We start from the raw sequence: 20,301 nt of genomic DNA on the forward strand, positions 1-20,301 counted from the left end.
TTCTACGGAGGGATACCCCGGCGAGGCAAGAAGCGCGTCGCGCTCGATCTCGTGCATGCGACGCGCTCTAAGCTTTGTTTAAACCTGTCGCTCTAAAGATGCTCTCGGGCGACGGTCATTCGCACTGTTCTAGAAAACGCAGTTCCTGAGATCACAGGGCGTCGACGTTCACGCCGACGGTGATGGCGCCGATCGGCGTTCCCGCGTCGTCTGATATCGTGACGCTTGCCTGCGACTGGAGCGTCTGGGTCGATTCATCCTTTTCGATCTCATCGACGAAGACGGCGTCCTTGCCGGCTCCGAAGGACTTCTGGAACTTGCCCTCATCGCCCTGCCAGTAATCGGATGTGGTGTCGCTTTGACCGACATTCAGCCCCTTTGCGTCCATGACGAAGATCTCGGTGATCTTGCCGCCAGAAGCTTCCTTCTTGCCCTGAAGGAATTTCGACAGCGCATTGTTGAGCACGCCGTCGATCATGGCGTGGTCGGAGCCATCGACTTCGGCACGCCACTTCTTGTCGAGGGCGTCGATATCGGCAGCGCTGAGATTGGCGTTGGCAGCATTCTGCGCCTTGACGGCCTCGATGATGGCAGGGTCGTTCAGCCAGGGCTTTACGTCGCTCGTCACGTAGTCGGAGATCGGGGCAAGCTTGGCATCCTGTGCCAGGGATACGCCCATCGGCATGGCAAATGCGGTGCAGGCCAAAAGAAATGCGGGCACGAGTTTCGTCATAACTGTTTCCTTCCTGATTATAGGTTGTTGAGAACTAAGGCTTATCGGGCGAAGACGACGTCAGAACTCCTCCCATGCCCCGGGAGCAGCGGCAACGGCGGCATTTCCTGCATGCCGCTGCACGGAGGCTCTCGGCTCGGGACGAGATTGGCGGGTGGGTTGAACGGCTTTGGGCTGGCTTGCCGCAGACGCGCCGACGATGAACCTGCCGGCCGAGTCCTGCAGCAGGCGTCCTTGCGACAGCAGTTCGTGGCAGGCCGCGTTGGTTTCCTCGACCATTGCCGCGTTCTGCTGTGTCGTCTGATCCATCTGGTTGATCGCGCTGTTGATTTCCTGCAGGCCCGTCGCCTGTTCGCGATAGGATTGGACGATGGAAGCGATGCTGTCGCTGATGCGGTTGATCTGCTCCTCGATCTTCAGGAGGGCATCGCCGGTCTGGTTCACCAGCCCGACGCCCGCAGCAACTTCGTCGCCGGACACATTGATCAGGTTCTTGATTTCCTTGGCTGCATTTGCAGACCGCTGGGCGAGCTCACGCACTTCCTGCGCAACAACCGCAAAACCCTTGCCGGCTTCGCCTGCACGCGCCGCCTCGACGCCGGCGTTCAGCGCCAGCAGGTTCGTCTGGAAGGCGATTTCGTCGATGACGCCGATAATGCGGCCGATCTGGCTCGACGAGGTTTGAATCCGGTCCATCGCCCCGATCGCATCACGCACCACCGTCGCCGAGACATGGGCGCTCCGCTTTGTCTCCTCGACCAACTGCCCGGCATTTTCAGCCCGTTGCGACGATGTTCTGACCGTCGTGGTCACCTCATCCAGTGCGGCGGCGGTCTGTTCCAATGCTGCTGCCTGTTGCTCGGTCCGCCTGGCGAGTTGATCTGCGGAGGTCGCCAGCTCGCTCGAGCCGGTTTCAACCGCCACGGAAGCGGTCTTGATCTCTGTCAGAGCGGCCGCGACCGCATCGACCATGTTGTTGAAATCCTGCCGCAATTTGTCGAATTCGGGACCGACATCGGCCAGGTGTATCGAGAAGTCGCCGGCGGCGAGCCCTTCCAATGCATTCGCGAGAGCGTTCATGACCAGTCGTTGCGTGTTGCTGGCCTCTTCGGTCAACAATGCGTTGCGCGCCCGTTCGGCGTCGAGCGAAGCACTCTGCTCGGCAGCGGCCTGCTCTCTCTCGACTTTCGCAATCGCCTCGTGACGGAAAACTTCCAGTGCACGCGCCAGAAATCCGATCTCGTCGCCATTTTCCCTGTAGGTGACGGGAGAGACCAGATCGCCTTTCTGCAACGCACTAATTCGTTCGCTGATCACCCTGATGGGCCGGCCGACCAGGCTGCGCATGGCGAGAAGGAAGGCAACGACGGCCATGGCGGTGATCGCGGACTGCGTGAGCAGCGAAATGAGAACTTTCTGCCTGACTTCGGAAGCGATTTTTTCGACAGACCAGTTCGTGACGATGTAGCCGGTGGCCTTGCCTGCCTTATCCAGCGGAAGCGGCGCGATGATCGTGACCACGCCGGCGGAGGTTCCGCTATCATCGACAGTCGTCTTTTCCGGTTTCGCGCTGAGACGCTTCGCCAGATCGGCGGGTGCAGGCAAACCGTTGATGCCGTCGCGTGTCCACGTATCGACGGAGGCCGGTTCCGCGTTGAATGCGGCAAACTGTACAAGATCGAGCGAGGGGTCGTCGCGGTAGAGCGAATAAGCCTCGCGAACGGCGTTCGCCTTCCCCCATTTCACGCCGCCGGCGGCCAGAGATGCAAACTGCTCCGCATCCTTGGACCAGTTCGCCTTGGCGCCATCGATCAACGCCCGGGTTTCGTACATCCAGGTATAGGTGGCGAAAGCGGAAATGCCGCAGAGGTTTACGGCAACGATAATCGCCGCCAGCTTGGCTGTCAGAGGCATCGTTTTCAAAAATTGGAACATTCCGCGGCGGCCTAGAATTGCGGCTCAGTCGGACATGTTCCCGACTGGCGTATCAATACGGGCATCGACGCTGACGGTCGCATCACGAGCGCTCATGCCCATGTCCAGATAGCAACCCAAAACGCGCAAACGCAGTGTGTATTTGATGTGTGAATAAATCATAAAGTAGAAAGGAATGCTGAGCACACGCGTGCCATTCGCGCCTGCTGCCGCCGGCGCGGAGCCTTGCGAACCGGTGGGTGCAGGAATGCTTCCGTGGCGTCAGGGAGATCAGCTATTTTCAGCCACGGCCTCTTCGGGTTCGGCGTGCCGGCGCTTGCGGCCGCGCGCCGTCAGTTCAGCGCCGGCATCTTGGGGCAGGCGCAGGAAGGTGATGCAGGCCAGCGCCGAAATCGCCGAGACGCTGAAGAAGGCGATGTGGAAATCCGAGACCAGCAGCCTGCCGTCGTGGAAGCTGCTGGAAATTTCGAGGATGCCGCCGGCGATCGCCACACCCATCGCCATGGAGATACGCTGGGCAACGGCATTGATTGCGGTTGCCTGGCTGCTGTCGGCATCATCGACGTCGCCGAAGGCCATGGCGTTGACGCCCGAGAAAGCCATGGAGCGGAACAGGCCGCCGATCAGCAGGCAGGCCATGATCAGGAACAGTGGCGTTTCGGCGGTGAAAAGGCCGTTGATGCCGAGGAAGATCGCCGCCAGCAAGGTGGTGAGGGAGATCACTGTGCGGAAGCCGAAGGCGTTGAAGGTGCGCGAGGCGGCGAATTTCGAACCCATGGAGCCGAGCGCGCTGACGAAGGTGACCGAGCCCGATTGCAGCGGTGTCAGGCCGAAGCCGAGCTGGAGCATCAGCGGCATCAGGAAAGGCAGGGCGCCAAGTCCCATGCGGAAATTCGAGGCGCCGAGGATCGCCGCCCGAAACATCGGGTAACGAAACATCTTCGGATCGAGAAGCGGATAAGGCACGCGGCGGGCATGCAGGAGGTAGAGGAGGCCGGCAAGGATGCCGATCGCAACCGTGACATAACCGTAGATAACGGGCACGGCCGGCAGGCTGATCACCGACAGGCCGAAGACGAAGCCGGAGAAGCCTAGGCCGCAAAGGAAGAAGCCGGGGAAGTCCATCGGCCGCAGAGTGCGCGGCTCGACCGCCGGCAGGAAACGGGTGACGAGGATGATGCCGAGCACGCCGATCGGGACGTTGATCCAGAAGATCCAGTGCCAGGTGAGGTAGGTTGTGAGGAAGCCGCCGATCGGCGGACCCATGATCGGACCGATCAACGCTGGAATGGTGAGCCAGGCCATGGCATCGACGAGTTCGTGACGCGGCGTTCCCCGGACCAGCAGCAGGCGGCTGACCGGCGTCATCATCGAGCCGCCGGCGCCCTGGATCAGGCGTGAGATCACGAAGGCCGTGATCGAATTGGAAAAGGCGCAGGCGATCGAGCCGATCATGAAAACGAAGATCGCCATGCGGAAGATGTTGCGCGCGCCGAAACGATCGGACATCCAGCCGCTGATCGGGATGAAGATCGCCAGCGCCACGAGATAGCTGGTAACGGCGAGCTTCAGCGCGATCGGCGAGGTGCCGATATCGGCTGCGATCGCCGGTAGGCTGGTGGCGATCACGGTCGAATCCATCTGTTCCATGAACAGGGCGACCGCAAGGATCATGGGCGTGAGGCGGGGCACGGGCAACCAAAGTGCAAAGAGAAAAAGTGCGGCGCCATGGGCGTCGGTCAGGATGGGTTTGTTTCTAAGGCAGCGATGCGCCTCTGTCCATGAAGTCGATGTCGCATGCAACGTGTCGGCGGTATGAGGGCCGGCTTGCCGCCGCCGCGCTTTCCTGAAATAGATGCGCCGTCAGGTGCCCGCCGTCCAGGCGGGAGAATCGGGAATCCGGTGCAAAGCCGGAACGTGCCCAACGCTGTAAGGCCGACGCTTGCCGCTTCATCACGCCACTGGCTTCTCGCCGGGAAGGCTGCGGCAGGCGGATGACGCCGAGTCAGAAGACCGGCCTGGCTAGATAGACCGATCCGCGCGGACGGCGGGGCGGTTGCGTTGTTGGGGATTTGACGATGCGACCCTTTGATGAGGATGCCCTTTCGGCGGCGTCCGGTTTTTCCTTGGCCGAACGCGAGGCCGTCTATCATGCGATCATGACGCGGCGCGACGTTCGCAGCGAGTTCCTGCCCGATCCCTTGCCGGATGACCTTGTGCAGCGGCTGCTGACGGCTGCCCATCATGCACCCTCCGTCGGCTTTATGCAGCCGTGGAATTTCATTCTGGTGAAAAGCGCAACCGTGCGGGCGCGCGTCCGGGATGCTTTTGCGAGGGCCAACGAGGAGGCGGCGCTGATGTTCGAAGGTGAACGACGGCAGGCCTACCGCTCGCTCAAGCTCGAAGGCATTGTCGAGGCGCCGCTCGGCATATGCGTGACCTGCGATCCTACCCGCAGCGGCAGCGTCGTGCTGGGGCGCACGCACAATCCCAGGATGGATAGCTATTCCACAGTTTGCGCCATCCAGAATCTCTGGCTTGCGGCGCGGGCGGAAGGGGTCGGGATCGGCTGGGTCAGCATCTTTCATGAAGGCGAGCTGAAGAGCATTCTCGGCATACCCCAGCATATCGAGGTGGTCGCCTGGCTCTGTGCCGGTTTCGTCGACCGGCTCTATGACGAGCCGGAACTGTCCGTCAAAGGCTGGCGGCAGCGGCTGCCGCTCGAGGAACTCGTCTTCCATGATGGATGGGGACTGAACACCTAGAGGTCGTCTTCTTCGGCACCGACAAAGGCGAGGTCACGATTCGCGACATCAAGATGCAACAGAACTTCGCTCGCAGCATGTCGCTCGCAGACGCGATGAACCCCGACAATCTGCTCTGCTACGAAATGAACGGAGCGACCCTGCCTGCCCCCAACGGTTTCCCGCTGCGGCTGATAACTCTGGGCTGGTACGGGATTGCCAACGTCAAGTGGCTGAAGGGCATCGAGGTTCGCGACACCCGCTTCATGAGCCTGCTGATGGGCCGCGACTATGTCACCATCCGGGAGGAAGAGCACAAAGGCGAGACTGTGCGGGCCGAGACCTCGGTCGGCCGGGCCTTGCTGAAATCCGCGCCCGCCAAGGTCACGCGCAACGACTCGGGTCACCGGGTCGTCGGCGCAGCCTGGGGTGCACCGATCGACCGGGTCGAACTGAAAATTGATCAAGGGCCCTGGATGCCGGCAGTCATCGATCACAGCGAGGAGGCCGAATACGCCTGGAAGATTTGGTCACTGGATTGGCCAAATCCCTCGCCTGGAGAACACACGGTGACCTCGCGCGCGATCAGTACCGCAGGGCAAATTCAACCGGCGATGGACGATCCCTTGATCGCCAAAAAGCACACATACTGGGAAAGCAATGGCCAGGTGACGCGCCGCATCCGCATCGTTTGAGAAACGTTGCTGCCTCGCACGTCGGCTGCTGAGTGAACGGAACGTTCCACCGAGAACCCTTCGCTTAGGATTGCGACATTTCGGGAGAAAGGCGCTAGCGGCCCTTCCGCTAGTCTGCCCCGTCTTTTTTTGCCCGCTCGATGAATTTCCCGGCGACTGCTTTGCCAAGTGCGGCACCGGCCCGGTTGTCCATTTCATAGTGGATGCCGGCCCAGATGCGGGAATCGCCCGCTTCCTTGCCGACCGTTCGGATGAACTCCGCCTGGTCGGGGAACAGATAGGCAAGCACCTCGCATCGGGCAGTCGACAACGTGGAGTGATTCGACGGATAACTGGGATGGGCCGGCACTGCGAACAGGGGAGTGATGCTCGGGTCAAGCATGTTGGGCCGCAGGTACCAATAAGCGTATTTCCCGTCGTTGCTTGCAATGTAGGCGTCGTAGTAGACCGTTGCGAGCATCGCGTAAGCCCGTGCGGCGCGCGGCGGGTTCGAATCCGTCTTGTCCTCGAACATCCACTTGCTGGCATAGTCATACCAGTCTGTGAACAGGCCGGATGGACTTTGCCAGTAGAACGCCTTGTAGCTGTTGGGGAATTTTCGCTCAAACTGGCGGACTGCATCCGTCTCGGCCTTCACGGCCGCAGACTTGCAGTCGGGCGGAGTCGGTGGCCTGAATTCATCGGCTGTCTCGAGCAGGATCGGCTTCCAGTTTGGCATGGTTGCATTGGCGGGTTTGTCTCCGACCCACATGCACGGCCCGGTCGGCACGGTGCCGGTCCAGACGGCATCGGAGCCGTCGGCCTTTGCCCGCGCAATCACTTGCTCTGCCACGCGTCGCCCCAGTTCCAGGCCGGCGGATGAATCGCTTGGGAACTGGACACCGGCAAGGACACGCGACTGTGCGGCTTCTTCGGCCATCGCCTGGAACGACGACGCCTCGTCGGGAAAGAAATAGGCAAGAACGGTCGCGGCGGCGGCGGCGGCGGCCGCGTGTTCGGATGGATAAGCGGGACTCCGAGGCGTAGGCAGCGCAGTCGGCAGTGTCGTATCCACCTCGCTCGGGCGGGGGCGATTGTAGAAGTATTTCGACTCCCAAGCCGCGATGGTGGCGTCGTAGACCGCCATCGTCAAATAGGTGTAGACGCGATGCGCGTTGGGGATCGTCTGGTTTGCGAGAAGACGGTTGTTGACCAGGTCGATCCATCGATAGCCGGGCGAACCGGCGTCCCAGAATGTGATCTTGGCGGCGACCTGCGCATCGTTCTTTGCGACAAGTTCGCGAACCTGCTCCAACTCGGTTGCGGAAGTATCCGGTGGGGGCGGGACTCGGAAGTCTTTGCCCGACGTGATTACCCACGTCTTCCACATTCCAGCGTTTGGCTCTATCTGATCCGATTGGGCGAAAGCGAAGTTCCCTGACAAAAGGATTAGCGCGCAGGCCCTGCTAAAGCCGCTAAGCATTTTCGACCCCCATAGTTGATCCCCGGCCCAAAGACGGAAGGTTTTCTGTTTTGACGGCCGTCCCATTTTCTATTTTAGCCCGCTCTAATTATACCGCGAAGCGCTGCCAAGTGAAAGGATCAATGAGAGCAGGATCAAGGAGGCCGCTCTAGCCAAGATCGATCCGTATAATGGACAATCGCCTGGCCGGTTCAGGGCTGGCGACAAGCTATTGGCGTTTTTAGACAAACTCTGATCCCTGCCGGAGCTAGGGACATCGCGGTGAGGGCCGCGACGTCCATGCCGACCCCACCAATTATCGAGGAACTTTCAGTAGGCAGGAAAGCGCCAATTGCAGTCATCGGCCTCAGGTCGATGACTGTCTTAGAGGATAGCTTTTCCGTTTATGCAGGTAACGACATTGCCGCCAACCCAAATATCTTCAGATTCGAGCTGGACATGTACCCGCCCTGACCTGCCCAAGACCGTCCCTTGCGCAGCGATGTATGAAGGCGGCGCGAGATTTGCGGAAATGAGCCATTTTGCCAAACCCGCATTTAGGCTACCAGTGACTGGGTCTTCGTAACCAGCGGCGGTGAAGGCGCGGACCTCGAAATCCACACCATCGACGTCCCCCAAACATGGTGCAATCAGGCCTACCCTTAGTCCGGAAATACTCTGGTAGTTCGGACGGACACGTAGGACATCGTCTCTGCTTTTCAGGAGCAAGGCCATCCAACCGGGACCGTTGTCTACCCAACTCGCATCGACTATCATCTCAGGTGACAGACTTAGACCGCTCATAACTCGTTTCATTAGATCGTTATCGATATGTCCAGTCTTGATCAAATCTGGAGCCAGAAATGAGAGGATATCGCCGTCTCTTCTGATCCGGATCAAACCCGCCTGACATTCCTGGATGACAACTGGCTGCTTTGGCTTTCCGCCCAAGGTCAGCCATGCGTGGCAGCTACCCAAAGTCGGGTGTCCGGCAAAGGGTAGCTCCTGATGCGGCGTGAAAATTCTGACGCGATAATCAGCATCCGGGACCGTCGGCTTTAGGAGGAAGGTCGTCTCGCTTAGATTGGTCCAGTTGGCAAACTTGGCCATCGTTGATGTATCAAGATCGTCCGCATCCACTACCACCGCAAGTGGATTTCCACCCATTCGCTCCGAGGAAAAAACATCAACCTGTTGAAACGATAGCTCTTTAAGATTGCTGTTCATAGCATCTCCTACTGTTCGAATAGCGTGCGCCAATGTCTATACACAAGGGGGCTGCAGAATGCCTTTCGGAGTAACGGATGCAGACAAAGATTTCCGCTTCGGGCATACCCGGTCTTCCAAAGCGTTCAAATTATGCCGAGCTTTTAATCCTTGATTACCGGAAATCTCGGGCTTTAGGGAATGGGCTCGGCATAGTTTCGGACTCGGGATAAATTCCTGACCTTCATATCGATACGCTGAAGGCGAAATCCCGGAATTTCCAATAGATATTCGGCTATCGGTGGCTCACTCGGAGGATAACGGCCCAATGAACATGATCGACTTGAAGGAACGGATCATCGTGATCACAGGCGGTGCGCGCGGCATCGGCTACGCTATCGCAGAGCGCGTCATCCAGTCCGGTGGCAAGGTGGCCATCTGGGACCTGAACGAAAACATGGCGAAGGACAGCGCTTCCGCTCTCGGATCTGGCACGGTCGCTTTCGGCGTCAACGTCGCAGATCCCGTATCAGTGAAAAATGCGGCGGCGGCGACCGAGGAGATTTTTGGCCGTATCGACGGCCTCGTCAATTCCGCCGGGATTACCGGTCCGGTCAAGCCCACGATCGAATACGATTTCGGTGAATGGAAAGACGTCGTCGATGTCTGCCTCACGGGAACCTTCAATTGTTGCCGGCACGTCGTTCCGGTCATGTTAAAGCGCGACTACGGGCGGATTGTGAACATCTCTTCGGTTGCGGGCAAGGAAGGAAATCCGAACATCGCCGCCTACAGCGCAGCGAAAGCTGGTGTGCTGGGCTTCACCAAGTCTCTTGGCAAGGAACTCGCAAAGACAGGAATCGCCGTGAACGCGGTAACGCCAACCACAGCAAAGACACCTATATTGGACGGGCTGACATCCGAGTTTATCGAATATATGCGCGTCCGCATTCCGCGCGACCGTTTTGTTGAACTTCACGAGATCGCTTCGATGGTCGTCTGGCTGCTCTCCGAGGAGAACTCCTTCACGACCGCATCGACGTTCGACCTGAGCGGCGGTCGTACGACCTACTGACCATGCTCAAGCGACCCGCATTCACATCCCGCCGCACGTTCACGTGACATCGCCGTCATCTCATGCGGCCTGGCACAACGCCGCTATTGCTCCGCCACCGCAGTTCCAGCTGTTCAATCACTGCTGCTGTTGTGGCTGCGGGCCTGGCGTTGCCGGATTGGCGAGGTCGATCGAGCCCTGATCGCCGGCCAGAAACTGCGGGCCGACCTGACGGACGCGGTTCTGTGTGGGATCGTAGGGGCGCTCGGGAACGGACGGTTGCGGCGCGGCGGCATCCTTCGCCTTGGTGCGGATGGTGGTGATCGAGCCCTGCTGCGGCGGTTCGCTCACCGCCTGCTTGCCGCGCATCTCCTCATAATAGGCTGTGAGATTGCAGGCGCAGGAGGACTTTTCCCCGGGCGTGCGGTTCTTGTAGGCAAAGGCATTTTTCATGGCGCTGTAGGGCGTGCCCGTTGCGACCGAGATCATATTCGAGGCTTCGGTGCTCGTCACGTCACGATAGAACAGTTCAGTCTCGATGCCCGGGCACATCTTGGCGCAGGTCTGAGCATCGCGGCCGAAATCGACCGACGTGGCGTTCGAGCTGATCGGGAAGAAGCCGCCGTCGCAGCTGCGCACGCACATGGTGCTGACCGGCGAGAGCATCTCGGCCCGCGGCAGGCCGTAACGCGGATCGACCTCTTCGCCGCCGCCGAGCGGAATGAAAGTATCGGTGCGTAGCGCCTGTTCCTCGACGCTTGGCGCGGGGTCGGCGGCGCTGCGATCGCTCGGGGCATAGAAGTTTTCGCTGTTGCAGCCATTGCGGTCGAGAGCCGCGACCAGTTCGCGGCGTGCGTCGTCATCGGCGCCGTTCTGGTCGGCCAGTTCGTTGCGGCGGTCCTGGAGATAGTGGATATTGTCGATCATGCGCGCTTCGGACTGCGAAAGTTCGGCGCAATAATCGTCATTCTCGCCGCCGATCACCACCATGCTGCCCGAGGTGCAGCCATTGCTGCGCAGCTCGTTGCGAACCTTGCGCAGCTCGAGGTTCTGCTCGGCCATGGCGCTGGAATATTGGCGGGCTTCCGGGCCGTTGCCATTGCCGATCGATCGCGGCAAGTCGGCAAGGCGACCGCGCAGGTCCTCACAGACGGCGCTGTTTTGCGCGGCGGCAGGCGCCGCAAAGGCAAGGAGAAGGGCAAGAGACAGGTTTCGGCGTTTCACGGCGTCGTCCCGGAATGAGCAAAGAATCGATCGGTCGATTGCGGCCTCGATCGCCGCGCGTTGTCTCTTAACGTGTTTCTCTTAATAAGCTTGGAGAAATTCCTAGCGCATTTTCGCGATCTTATCCAGCAAATGCGGGCGACCCATCTGTGGGGAGAATTTGTTGTGCCGCCAAAAGCGGGACTTTCTTCTTTCAATTTTCCGGGACTTGATTCTTCTTCTCGCTCGCCAGATCAGCTTTCATAGCTACCTCCGCCACTACCCCCCCAACGAGGGATAGGGAGAACTCCGGTCGCTGCAATGCCGCTTGGCGCCGGGTAGGTTTACAGACGGTGCATTCTTTATGATACCGCACTTACCACGCCTCGATCACGGCCAGTGCTTCGATGTTGACGCCGCCGCGGGAGGTGATCAAGACGTGGGATATGGGGCAGGTCGCCGCAAGCCGCAGTGGTCTTGCGGTGGGCGCGGCGAAGGCGAGAAGGACGGCGAAAATGTCAGGTATTTCCAACGAATTTCGCTCCCCTGCTGCGACAGTCGGGATACCCGAAGCCCAACACGGCCTCCACGTCTTCGTGGACGGTTGTTATGAACCCGGTTCCGGGCACGGAGGCTGGGCATTTGTCGCCTATCGTGATGCCGCCGAGATCGCCTCCGGCTTCGGTGGCGTCGAGGATTCCGCCAATAATTCGATGGAATTGACCGCCGTCCTCAGGGCGGCAATCTGGATCAACAGCGGAGCAAGCGGCGAGCCCGCGACTATCTGGTCCGATTCCGTCTATGCCGTCAAAGGCTGCAACAGCCGGCGACATATCTGGAAGAACAGCGGCTGGAAGAAAAGCAACCCGAACGGGAATACCCGAAGCCGAACGATCGCCAATGCGGAACTCTGGAAAGCGGTCGATCTTCAACTATCCCAGAATGGTCTGGTGACCATCGCCTGGTGCAAAGGCCATTCCGGCATTGCCGGCAACGAGCGCGCGGATGCGCTCGCGGATAAAGGGCGCCTGTCCCTGCGGAGTGCCTGAGACGGCATCAGGACATGTGTCGGAGCGGCTTCAAGGCCGCTCGTACCGAAGGATTATATCCCAGGCCCCGCGCATGCAAATCAACCGGCTGCAGATGCTCGGGACAAGCCCGAGCATGGCGAGGAGTTGGCCGACTTTGTCAGCAGTCTGAGCCGGCTCAGGCCGGTTGCGATGCCTCGACGACGGCGAGTGCCGCCATATTGACGACGCCGCGGGAGGTGACCGAGGGGGCGAGGATATGGGCGGGCAGGGCGGTGCCGAGCAGGATCGGGCCGACATGCAGGCCGTCCGTCATCGACTTCACCACACCGAGCGTGATGTTGGCGGCATCGAGGTTCGGGAAGACCAGGAGGTTCGCCTCGTCGTGCAGGGTCGTGTCCGGCATGACGCGCTTGCGCAGTGCCTCGGTGATGGCGCTTTCGCCGTGCATCTCGCCATCGACCTCGAGGTCGGGTGCGGCTTCGCGCACGAGCTGCAGGGCGTTGCGCATCTTCGTGGCGCTTTCGGATTCACGCGAGCCGAAGTTGGAATGCGAAACGAGGGCCGCGCGCGGGGTGATGCCGAAACGGCGGATTTCCTCGGCGGCCAGCACCGTCGCCTCTGCGATCTCTTCGGCGTTCGGATTGAAGGTGACGTAGGTGTCGGTGAAGAAAGTGGCGCCGCGCTGCGAGATCATCAGGCTGAGGGCTGAGAAGTCGCGGACATCCTTGCGTTTGCCGATGATCAGGCGGACGTCGCGCAGATGCTTCTCGTAACGGCCTTCGAGGCCGCAGATCAGCGCATCGGCCTCACCGCGCCGCAGCGCCAGCGCGCCGATGACGGTGGTGTTGGTGCGTACGATCGTGCGGGCGGCTTCCGGGATGACGCCGCGGCGGCCGACGAGGGAGAAATAGAGATCGACATATTCGCGGAAGCGCGGATCGTCTTCCGGGTTGATGACCTCGAAATCCTGCAGCGGCCGGATGCGCAGGCCGTAGCGCTTCAGGCGTGTCTCGATGACCTGGGGGCGGCCTATCAGGATCGGTTCGGCAAGGCCTTCCTCGAGCAGCACCTGGGCGGCGCGCAGTACGCGTTCGTCCTCGCCTTCGGAGAAGATGACGCGCTTGCGCTCTGCCGCCTTGGCGGCGGTGAAGATCGGTTTCATGACGAAGCCGGAGCGGAAGACGAAGCGGTTCAGCTGGTCGAGATAGGCGTCGAAATCCTGGATTGGGCGGCGCGCGACGCCGCTCTGTTCGGCGGCCTTGGCGACCGCAGGCGCGATGCGCAGGATCAGGCGCGGATCGAAGGGCGAGGGGATCAGATAGTCGGGGCCGAAAACCGGGGTCTCGCCGGAATAGGCGCGGGCGGCGACATCCGACGGCTCTTCGCGGGCAAGGGCTGCGATGGCGCGCACGGCCGCCATCTTCATTTCCTCATTGATCGTCTCGGCGCCGCAATCGAGCGCGCCGCGGAAGATATAAGGGAAGCAGAGGACGTTGTTGACCTGGTTGGCGAAATCCGAGCGGCCGGTGCAGATCATCGCATCGGGTCGGGCAGCACGGGCGAGATCCGGCATGATCTCCGGCGTCGGATTGGCAAGCGCCATGATCAACGGCTTGTCGGCCATCTGCGCCAATAGTTCCGGCTTCAGCACGCCGGCGGCCGACAGGCCGAGGAAGACGTCGGCGCCGCCGATATTTTCGGCCAGCGTACGCGTCTCGCTCTTCTGGGCATAGATGGATTTCCATTCGTCCATCAGCTCGATGCGGCCCTCATAGACGAGGCCTTCGAGATCGTGAACCCAGATGTTTTCGCGTTTTGCCCCGAGAATGACAAGCAGGTTGAGGCAGGCAAGGGCGGCGGCACCGGCACCGGAGGCGACGATCTTGATGTCGGCGATGTTCTTACCGGCGAGTTCCAGCCCGTTCAGGATCGCGGCGGCGACGATGATCGCCGTACCGTGCTGATCGTCGTGGAAAACGGGGATCTTCATCTTCTCGCGCAGGCGCCGCTCGACCTCGAAACATTCCGGCGCCTTGATGTCCTCGAGGTTGATGCCGCCGAAGGTCGGCTCCAGCGAGGCGATGGTCGAAACCATCTGGTCGACGCCTGCCGCGTCGATCTCGATATCGAAGACGTCGATGCCGGCGAATTTCTTGAAGAGCACCGCCTTGCCCTCCATAACAGGCTTGGAGGCAAGCGGGCCGATATTGCCGAGGCCAAGCACGGCGGTGCCGTTGGAGATGACGGCAACGAGATTGGCGCGCGAGGTATATTCGGCCGCCATTTCGGGATTGTCGCGGATGGCAAGGCAAGGGGCGGCAACGCCGGGCGAATAGGCAAGCGCCAGGTCGCGCTGGTTGCCGAGCGGCTTTGTCGCCTGGATCTCCAGCTTGCCGGGGCGGGGATAGCGGTGGAAGAAAAGCGCCTGTTCGTCGAGATCGCCGCTCGTCAGATTCTTTTCCGTCTTCGATTTTTCCGGGTGATCCATCGCCGCCTCCGTGCACGTCTTTTGGGGAGTTCCCTCCATACATCAATCGGATACGGGCGACAGTATGGAAATGAGGGATGGGAGAAGTTTTCGTGAGATGGGCGGGGGGCCCGCGGGACGACCATTCGTCCCTGATGCCAATGGCTAATCCTTTTGGAAAACTTGTTTGACGACCTCAACAGGCGCAGGATGCCGGCCGCGACGGTGCGGGGCGCCGGTCGCATGGAGGAAATCATGGACAATTTGAACCTCACGACCCTGCAAAGGGGGCAGACGATGGTCAATGACGTGGCCATCGATGCTTTTGCCGCCGGATTTCGCGGCAGTCTCCTGACCAGTAAAGACATGGATTACAACGAAGCGCGGACGATCTGGAATGCGATGATCGACCGCCGGCCCGGGCTTATCGCGCGCTGCGCCGGTGCTGCCGATGTGGTGCGGGCGGTGCGGTTTGCACGCGACAATAATCTGCTCGTTTCGGTGCGTGGCGGCGGCCACGGCATCGCCGGCAATGCTGTCTGCGAGGGCGGTATCGTCATCGACCTGTCGGCGATGAAATCGGTGCGGGTCGATCCGCAGACGCAGCGTGCCAGGATCGAGCCGGGCGCGACACTCGCCGACGTCGACAAGGAAACGCTGGCCTTCGGGCTGGTGCTGCCGACCGGCATCAATTCCACCACCGGCATCGCCGGCCTGACACTCGGCGGTGGTTTCGGCTGGCTGACCCGCAAATTCGGGCTGACGCTCGATAATCTGCTTTCGGTTGATGTGGTGACGGCCGATGGCGAGCTGGTCAAGGCGAGCGAAAAAGAAATGCCGGATCTCTTCTGGGCGCTGCGTGGCGGCGGCGGCAATTTCGGCGTCGTGACTTCTTTCGAATTCCAGCTCAACCCACTCAACACAGAGGTTCTCGCTGGGCTCGTCGTGCATCCCTTCGCCGATGCTGAAAAGGTGCTCAAGGAGTACCGGCAGGCGCTGGAGGCGGCCCCTGACGAACTGACCTGTTGGGTGGTGATGCGTCAGGCGCCGCCGCTGCCGTTCCTTCCGGCCGAATGGCACGGCAAGGAGATCGTGGTGCTGGCCATGTGCTATTGCGGAGACATTGCGGCGGGCGAAAAGGCAACGGCCAGATTGCGCGCGATCGGAAATCCGATTGCCGACGTCGTCGGCCCAGTGCCGTTCACCGGCTGGCAACAGGCATTCGACCCGCTGCTCACGCCCGGTGCGCGCAATTATTGGAAGAGCCAGGATTTCGCCTCTCTCTCGGATGCGGCGATCGACGTCCTGCTCAACGCCGTGCGCAAGCTGCCCGGACCGGAGTGCGAGATCTTCATCGGCCATGTCGGTGGTGCCGCTGGCCGCGTACCCACCGAGGCGACCGCATTTCCGCAACGAAGCTCGCATTTCGTCATGAATGTGCATGCGCGCTGGCGGGAAGCCGGGATGGATGGAAGCTGTATCGGTTGGGCGCGGGAGCTCTTCGAGGCAACCAAGCCGCATTCGGTCGGCACCGCCTACATCAACTTCATGCCGGAGGACGAGGTCGATCGGGTCGAAAGCGCTTACGGCGCCAACTACGGTCGCCTTGCCGAAATCAAGCGGCGTTACGATCCGAACAATCTGTTCCGGATGAATCAGAACGTGAAACCGATGGCGGCGGTGCGAGCTGCCTGACGGGACTGGCGTGGAATCAAGGCGTTGGAGCCTCCGCCGCGCGTTTGCTTAACGCGCGGCGGACCTGCCCAAGGCGAGCCGCAACCGCGCGGTGATGTCGCTCCAATGCATTGAGGCGATCCTCATGATAGAGTCGGTTTGTGGCCAACGTCCTCGCCATCAAGGGGCTCTAGTTTCGGGGCAAGGCCACATGACGCATTGATGTTCGCTGCGCTTGAGGATTGGGCCGAATACGGCGCTGGCAATTTGGTGAGCGTGACCCGCCACTGGTTCTGTAGCGGCGCTCTGCAAGGCGTCGCTAACCGCCGGGCATCGGCGTAAGCGTCACGTCTGCGCCATAGGCATCGCGCAGTTCGCCTTCCTGTCCCGGCTGCCGGTCGGCGGCCTGATGCAGCAGGATCGACTCGTATCCTTGCGAGCGCGTCCCCTCGATCAGCGTGATATCGGCGTTTCCAGGATTGTCGGAGCGCTCGAACCACTCGACAGGGCGGTGCAGGAAATTCATTTCGACCGCCCGGTTGGTGACGCCATGACCGACGATCACAACGTCGCGGTCGCTATTTTCGGCATCGTGCATAACGGTCTGCAGGAACAGGCGCACCCGCTGGGCCACATCCGCCCGGCTTTCGCCATCCGGCGGCCGCGCGTAGAACTTGCCGCTGTTGCTGCGCAGCCTCGCCCATTTTTCGAACTCCTCGGGAAACTTCTGCTTCTGTTCGGCGTGGTCATAGATTTCGGTGAAGAGACCGAAATCCTGCTCGCGCAGCAGATAATCTTCCCTGATATCGCCGACGACGCTTTCCGGCAGGGCTTCGAGCAGCGCATCCTTGCTCTGCCGCGTCCTCAGAAAGGGCGAGTACCAGATCTGCAGCTTGCCGAAACCCGCGCTCGGCAATGCGTTGAGATAGGAGGCGATCACGCCGCCTGCCTCGAGTGCCTGCCGATGGCCCCACTGCGTCAGCGGCACGTTGTGATCGCCGAATTGGCGGTAGGCCTGTTCGTTGATGTTGCCGAGGGATTCGCCGTGGCGAACGAGAAAAAGACGCATCAGCCATCCCGCATTATCGGATATGAATCGCCGCCATCATGAACGCCCTGAATGCGCAGGGCAACATGGCCGTTAGGCCTGGCGGCGACGGGCATCCTGCCCGTGCGGCGACAGGCATCCTGCCCGTGCGGCGACAGGCATCCTGCCCGCGCGGCGACAGGCATCCTGCCCGCGCGGAATGATCGGGTTTGCAGCGCTTTTCCCGGTCTTGTCATCTTCCTGAAACACGAGTCTGATTTTGGAAGGCTAGATGAAAGATGGGACATGAGCGGCAGCTCGTGAAAGACATGATGGAACCCAGACATTTCCGCACGCTCTTCATTTCCGATGTCCATCTCGGCTCGAAGGCCGCGAAGGCCGACTTCCTGCTGGATTTCCTGCGCCACCACGAGGCCGATACGATCGTGCTCGTCGGCGACATCGTCGACGGCTGGCGCCTGAAGCGCAGCTGGTACTGGCCGCAGGTCTGCAACGATGTCGTCCAGAAGCTGTTGCGCAAGGCGCGCAAGGGCACGCGCGTCGTCTATATTCCCGGCAATCACGACGAATTCCTGCGGGCCTTCCCGGGCATGCATTTTGGCGGCATCGAGGTCGTCGAGCGCATGATGCATGATGGCGCCGACGGCAGAAAATACCTGATCCTGCACGGCGACGAGTTCGACGTCGTCGTCCGCAATGCCCGACTGCTCGCCTATCTCGGCGACTGGGCCTATGACACGGCGATCCGCATCAATATCATCCTGGCGGCGGTGCGCCGTCGACTTGGCATGCCCTACTGGTCGTTCTCGGCCTGGGCGAAGCTGCAGGTCAAGCATGCCGTCAATTTCATCGGTGAATTCGAGCGTGTCGTGGCAGAGGAAGCCCGCAAAAATGGCGCCGATGGGGTGATCTGCGGACATATCCATCATGCCATCATCCAGGATATGGACGGTATCCGTTACATCAACACCGGTGATTGGGTGGAAAGTTGCACGGCGGTCGCCGAGCACGAGGATGGTACGTTCGAACTGATCACCTGGCGGGCGCTCGCCAGCAGTGTAACAGCACTTGCCGCCGTCGAGCGGGAAGACGCAGAACTGGCTCCACAAGCCGCCTGATTTTGGCGCCGGCGCATCCGCGCCTGCGCTCCCTCGAATTTAGCCGTTACCGTCAGGCGACAGGCCCTATTTATTTTCTAAAACGTTTCAGAACGGCTATTTCTCGCAATAGTCGCCTCCAGGGTGGTGTGTTAGGACAACGTCCAGTTTCCTTCAGGTCCACCCATGATTCCCGCTCAAAATTCCCCGACGGGTGAGGGAGCGCCGCCGCGCTTCCGGCTGCTTAGCGCGCTTTCCTATTGCGCGCCGCTGCTCGTCAACGGCATCGTCCTGCCGTTTTTTCCCGTGTGGCTCGCAACCCACAGCTTCAGCGACCACGAGATCGGCATCATCCTTGCCATACCGATGGTGGTTCGCGTGTTGGTGGCGCCTGTCGTCGCCATGATCGCCGATCGATTGAAGGAGCGTGCCGACGTGCTGCTCTGGTCGGGTTGCCTGTCGCTGCTGACGGCGATCGCGCTCTTTTGGACGACGACCTTCTGGCCCGTGACGATCGTCTATGCGCTGCAGGGCGCCACCTTTGCGCCCTATGTACCCGTCGTTGAATCGATCGTCATCTCGGGTGTGCGCCGCTGGGGGCTCGATTACGGATCGATGCGCGTGTGGGGCTCGATTGCATTCATCGTCTCGACGCTGGTCGGTGGCCAGCTGATCAGCCGGTGGGGCGGCGAAATGGTGCTGCCGGTCATGGTGTTCGGCTTTATCATGACCGTTGTCATGGCGATCTTCTGTCCGCGCATCGGACCGACGCGACGGCGCGGCCAGCCGATCAACATTCCGGCAGCCACCGGCAGCGGTCTGCGCGAGCCGCACCTTCTGCTGCTTCTGATCGGCGTCGCCATCCAGCAGTCGAGCCATGCGGTGCTGAACGCCTTTTCCTCGATCTACTGGCATCATCTCGGCTTCTCCGGCACGCAGGTCGGCCTGCTCTGGAGCGCCGGCGTCGCTTCGGAAGTGACTGTGTTCTTCCTGTCGAAGCGTCTCAACCGTCGCTTCGATGCCTGGACGCTGATCCGCTTCGGCTGCGCCATCAGCGTCTGCCGCTGGATCCTGTTTCCGATGAATACAGGCTTTGCCGGTTTCTTCCTGCTGCAATGTTTCCATGGCTTTACCTACGCCTTCGTGCATACCGGCGTGCAGCGGCGGATCGTGGCGACCGTGCAGGAAACGCAGGAATCCTCGGCGCAGGGCGCCTATTTCTTCTATGTCGGCATGGCGATGGCGCTGATGACCCTGGCCTCGGGTTATCTCTATGCCTGGCTCGGCGTCGTCAGCTATTACGTCATGGCCGTGGTCGCGTTCTCCGGCCTCGGCCTCGTCATCTCAGCCTATTATCTTCAGCCCCAGAGGGTGGTTTCGGGCGGAAAGACCAGGGAAGCGGCGTAACGAAGTCCGGGTTCGCGGTCGCGGGCAAGCAGCAGCGGACCGTCGAGATCGACAAAATCGGCATTCTGAGCAAGCAGAACGGCGGGCGCCATGGCAAGCGAGGTGCCGACCATGCAGCCAATCATGATGCTGAATCCAAGCCGTTCGGCCTCGGCCTTCATCGACAGCGCTTCCGTCAGGCCGCCCGTCTTGTCGAGCTTGATGTTGATCGCGTCGTAGCGGTCGGCAAGGCTTGCGAGATCGCCGGTGTGGTGGACGCTCTCGTCGGCGCAGACGAGGAGCGGGCGGCGGATTTCAGCAAGCAGCCCATCGCGGCCGGCCGGCAGCGGCTGCTCGACGAGGGCCACACCCGCTTGCGCCGCGATATTGAGGTGGCGTTCCAACACCGCTTCCGGCCAGCCTTCATTGGCGTCAAGGATGATTTCGGCATCGGGTGCGGCGGCGCGGACGGCACGGATGCGGCTTTCATCGTCGCCGGTGCCGACCTTGACCTTCAGCAGGGAGCGGCCGGCATGCTCGCGCGCCTGGGCGGCCATCACCTCCGGTTCGCCGAGCGAGATGGTGTA

Annotated in this window: 16 protein-coding genes, 1 pseudogene and 1 riboswitch; of the genes and pseudogenes, 7 read left to right on the top strand and 10 right to left on the bottom strand. The window is 61.0% G+C overall.

Annotated elements, in window-relative coordinates; genetic code table 11:
• Positions 1 to 151: 151 nt before the first annotated feature.
• The 3 genes from MOV76_RS13095 to MOV76_RS13105 form a co-directional block, all read right to left on the bottom strand.
• Positions 152 to 733 (bottom strand): hypothetical protein, encoded by a 582-nt coding sequence (locus MOV76_RS13095; RefSeq protein ID WP_115157465.1) that lies wholly within the window; start codon positions 731 to 733, stop codon positions 152 to 154.
• Between the two features lie 60 nt (positions 734 to 793).
• Complete coding sequence (locus MOV76_RS13100) at positions 794 to 2,668, bottom strand: methyl-accepting chemotaxis protein (protein WP_130652515.1); 1,875 nt, start codon at positions 2,666 to 2,668, stop codon at positions 794 to 796.
• A 270-nt stretch (positions 2,669 to 2,938) separates the two neighbouring features.
• Positions 2,939 to 4,342 carry an MFS transporter gene (locus MOV76_RS13105; RefSeq protein WP_018242255.1) on the bottom strand — a complete coding sequence of 468 codons (1,404 nt, stop codon included), beginning with the start codon at positions 4,340 to 4,342 and terminating at the stop codon, positions 2,939 to 2,941.
• Between the two features lie 174 nt (positions 4,343 to 4,516).
• A riboswitch (cobalamin riboswitch) is annotated at positions 4,517 to 4,705 on the top strand.
• A 41-nt stretch (positions 4,706 to 4,746) separates the two neighbouring features.
• Between MOV76_RS13105 and bluB the strand changes: the two genes are divergently transcribed.
• Entirely contained in the window at positions 4,747 to 5,433 is a 687-nt protein-coding gene (gene bluB / locus MOV76_RS13110; RefSeq protein WP_130652513.1) for a 5,6-dimethylbenzimidazole synthase, read from the top strand.
• Positions 5,430 to 6,107, top strand: a pseudogene (locus MOV76_RS13115) (molybdopterin-dependent oxidoreductase); the annotation flags it as partial. The gene bluB and the pseudogene MOV76_RS13115, both read left to right, overlap by 4 nt.
• Positions 6,108 to 6,216: 109 nt before the next feature.
• Here MOV76_RS13115 and MOV76_RS13120 read toward each other — a convergent pair.
• Both MOV76_RS13120 and MOV76_RS13125 read right to left on the bottom strand, forming a co-directional pair.
• The gene (locus MOV76_RS13120) at positions 6,217 to 7,401 is read right to left on the bottom strand and encodes a phosphatase PAP2 family protein (RefSeq protein ID WP_018242252.1); all 1,185 of its coding nucleotides are present in this window, start codon (positions 7,399 to 7,401) and stop codon (positions 6,217 to 6,219) included.
• A gap of 531 nt (positions 7,402 to 7,932) precedes the next feature.
• Entirely contained in the window at positions 7,933 to 8,775 is an 843-nt protein-coding gene (locus tag MOV76_RS13125; protein WP_247264673.1) for a PhzF family phenazine biosynthesis protein, read from the bottom strand.
• Positions 8,776 to 9,082: 307 nt separating this feature from the next.
• Here MOV76_RS13125 and MOV76_RS13130 point away from each other — a divergent pair, with 307 nt between their 5' ends.
• Positions 9,083 to 9,829: an SDR family NAD(P)-dependent oxidoreductase gene (locus tag MOV76_RS13130; RefSeq protein ID WP_018242250.1), complete on the top strand. Its 747-nt coding sequence runs from the start codon at positions 9,083 to 9,085 to the stop codon at positions 9,827 to 9,829.
• Between the two features lie 117 nt (positions 9,830 to 9,946).
• Here the strand turns inward: MOV76_RS13130 and MOV76_RS13135 are convergent, their stop codons facing one another.
• Both MOV76_RS13135 and MOV76_RS13140 read right to left on the bottom strand, forming a co-directional pair.
• Positions 9,947 to 11,032, bottom strand: a complete 1,086-nt coding sequence (locus MOV76_RS13135; RefSeq protein WP_130652511.1) for a DUF2865 domain-containing protein — start codon at positions 11,030 to 11,032, stop codon at positions 9,947 to 9,949.
• Between the two features lie 355 nt (positions 11,033 to 11,387).
• The gene (locus tag MOV76_RS13140) at positions 11,388 to 11,543 is read right to left on the bottom strand and encodes a hypothetical protein (RefSeq protein ID WP_162804580.1); all 156 of its coding nucleotides are present in this window, start codon (positions 11,541 to 11,543) and stop codon (positions 11,388 to 11,390) included.
• Between MOV76_RS13140 and MOV76_RS13145 the strand changes: the two genes are divergently transcribed.
• The gene (locus tag MOV76_RS13145) at positions 11,527 to 12,060 is read left to right on the top strand and encodes a ribonuclease H (RefSeq protein WP_130652510.1); all 534 of its coding nucleotides are present in this window, start codon (positions 11,527 to 11,529) and stop codon (positions 12,058 to 12,060) included. The genes MOV76_RS13140 and MOV76_RS13145 overlap by 17 nt on opposite strands.
• Before the next feature lie 157 nt (positions 12,061 to 12,217).
• Here MOV76_RS13145 and MOV76_RS13150 read toward each other — a convergent pair whose 3' ends face one another.
• Complete coding sequence (locus MOV76_RS13150) at positions 12,218 to 14,530, bottom strand: NADP-dependent malic enzyme (protein WP_130652509.1); 2,313 nt, start codon at positions 14,528 to 14,530, stop codon at positions 12,218 to 12,220.
• 234 nt (positions 14,531 to 14,764) lie between these two features.
• Between MOV76_RS13150 and MOV76_RS13155 the strand changes: the two genes are divergently transcribed.
• Positions 14,765 to 16,204: an FAD-binding oxidoreductase gene (locus MOV76_RS13155; protein WP_026188413.1), complete on the top strand. Its 1,440-nt coding sequence runs from the start codon at positions 14,765 to 14,767 to the stop codon at positions 16,202 to 16,204.
• A gap of 298 nt (positions 16,205 to 16,502) precedes the next feature.
• On the opposite strand, the gene MOV76_RS13160 is transcribed toward MOV76_RS13155, so the two are convergent.
• The gene (locus MOV76_RS13160; protein WP_018242245.1) at positions 16,503 to 17,252 is read right to left on the bottom strand and encodes a histidine phosphatase family protein; all 750 of its coding nucleotides are present in this window, start codon (positions 17,250 to 17,252) and stop codon (positions 16,503 to 16,505) included.
• A 257-nt stretch (positions 17,253 to 17,509) separates the two neighbouring features.
• On the opposite strand from MOV76_RS13160, the gene MOV76_RS13165 reads away from it, so the two are divergent.
• Positions 17,510 to 18,349, top strand: a complete 840-nt coding sequence (locus MOV76_RS13165; RefSeq protein WP_018242243.1) for a UDP-2,3-diacylglucosamine diphosphatase — start codon at positions 17,510 to 17,512, stop codon at positions 18,347 to 18,349.
• A gap of 165 nt (positions 18,350 to 18,514) precedes the next feature.
• Positions 18,515 to 19,735 carry an MFS transporter gene (locus tag MOV76_RS13170; protein WP_130716493.1) on the top strand — a complete coding sequence of 407 codons (1,221 nt, stop codon included), beginning with the start codon at positions 18,515 to 18,517 and terminating at the stop codon, positions 19,733 to 19,735.
• Here MOV76_RS13170 and MOV76_RS13175 read toward each other — a convergent pair.
• On the bottom strand, positions 19,687 to 20,301 hold a 615-nt coding region (locus MOV76_RS13175), incomplete at its 5' end, for an enolase C-terminal domain-like protein (RefSeq protein WP_309506193.1). The genes MOV76_RS13170 and MOV76_RS13175 overlap by 49 nt on opposite strands.

The organism is Rhizobium sp. PRIMUS64 (assembly GCF_023006465.1).
Classification (GTDB): Bacteria; Pseudomonadota; Alphaproteobacteria; order Rhizobiales; family Rhizobiaceae; genus Rhizobium; species Rhizobium leguminosarum.

Coding starts and splice junctions, on each gene's coding strand:
- MOV76_RS13095 (WP_115157465.1), bottom strand. CDS start 733: ATGACGAAACTCGTGCCCGCATTTCTTTTGGCCTGCACCGCATTTGCC.
- MOV76_RS13100 (WP_130652515.1), bottom strand. CDS start 2,668: ATGTTCCAATTTTTGAAAACGATGCCTCTGACAGCCAAGCTGGCGGCG.
- MOV76_RS13105 (WP_018242255.1), bottom strand. CDS start 4,342: ATGATCCTTGCGGTCGCCCTGTTCATGGAACAGATGGATTCGACCGTG.
- bluB (WP_130652513.1), top strand. CDS start 4,747: ATGCGACCCTTTGATGAGGATGCCCTTTCGGCGGCGTCCGGTTTTTCC.
- MOV76_RS13125 (WP_247264673.1), bottom strand. CDS start 8,775: ATGAACAGCAATCTTAAAGAGCTATCGTTTCAACAGGTTGATGTTTTT.
- MOV76_RS13130 (WP_018242250.1), top strand. CDS start 9,083: ATGAACATGATCGACTTGAAGGAACGGATCATCGTGATCACAGGCGGT.
- MOV76_RS13145 (WP_130652510.1), top strand. CDS start 11,527: ATGTCAGGTATTTCCAACGAATTTCGCTCCCCTGCTGCGACAGTCGGG.
- MOV76_RS13150 (WP_130652509.1), bottom strand. CDS start 14,530: ATGGATCACCCGGAAAAATCGAAGACGGAAAAGAATCTGACGAGCGGC.
- MOV76_RS13155 (WP_026188413.1), top strand. CDS start 14,765: ATGGACAATTTGAACCTCACGACCCTGCAAAGGGGGCAGACGATGGTC.
- MOV76_RS13160 (WP_018242245.1), bottom strand. CDS start 17,252: ATGCGTCTTTTTCTCGTTCGCCACGGCGAATCCCTCGGCAACATCAAC.
- MOV76_RS13165 (WP_018242243.1), top strand. CDS start 17,510: ATGGGACATGAGCGGCAGCTCGTGAAAGACATGATGGAACCCAGACAT.
- MOV76_RS13170 (WP_130716493.1), top strand. CDS start 18,515: ATGATTCCCGCTCAAAATTCCCCGACGGGTGAGGGAGCGCCGCCGCGC.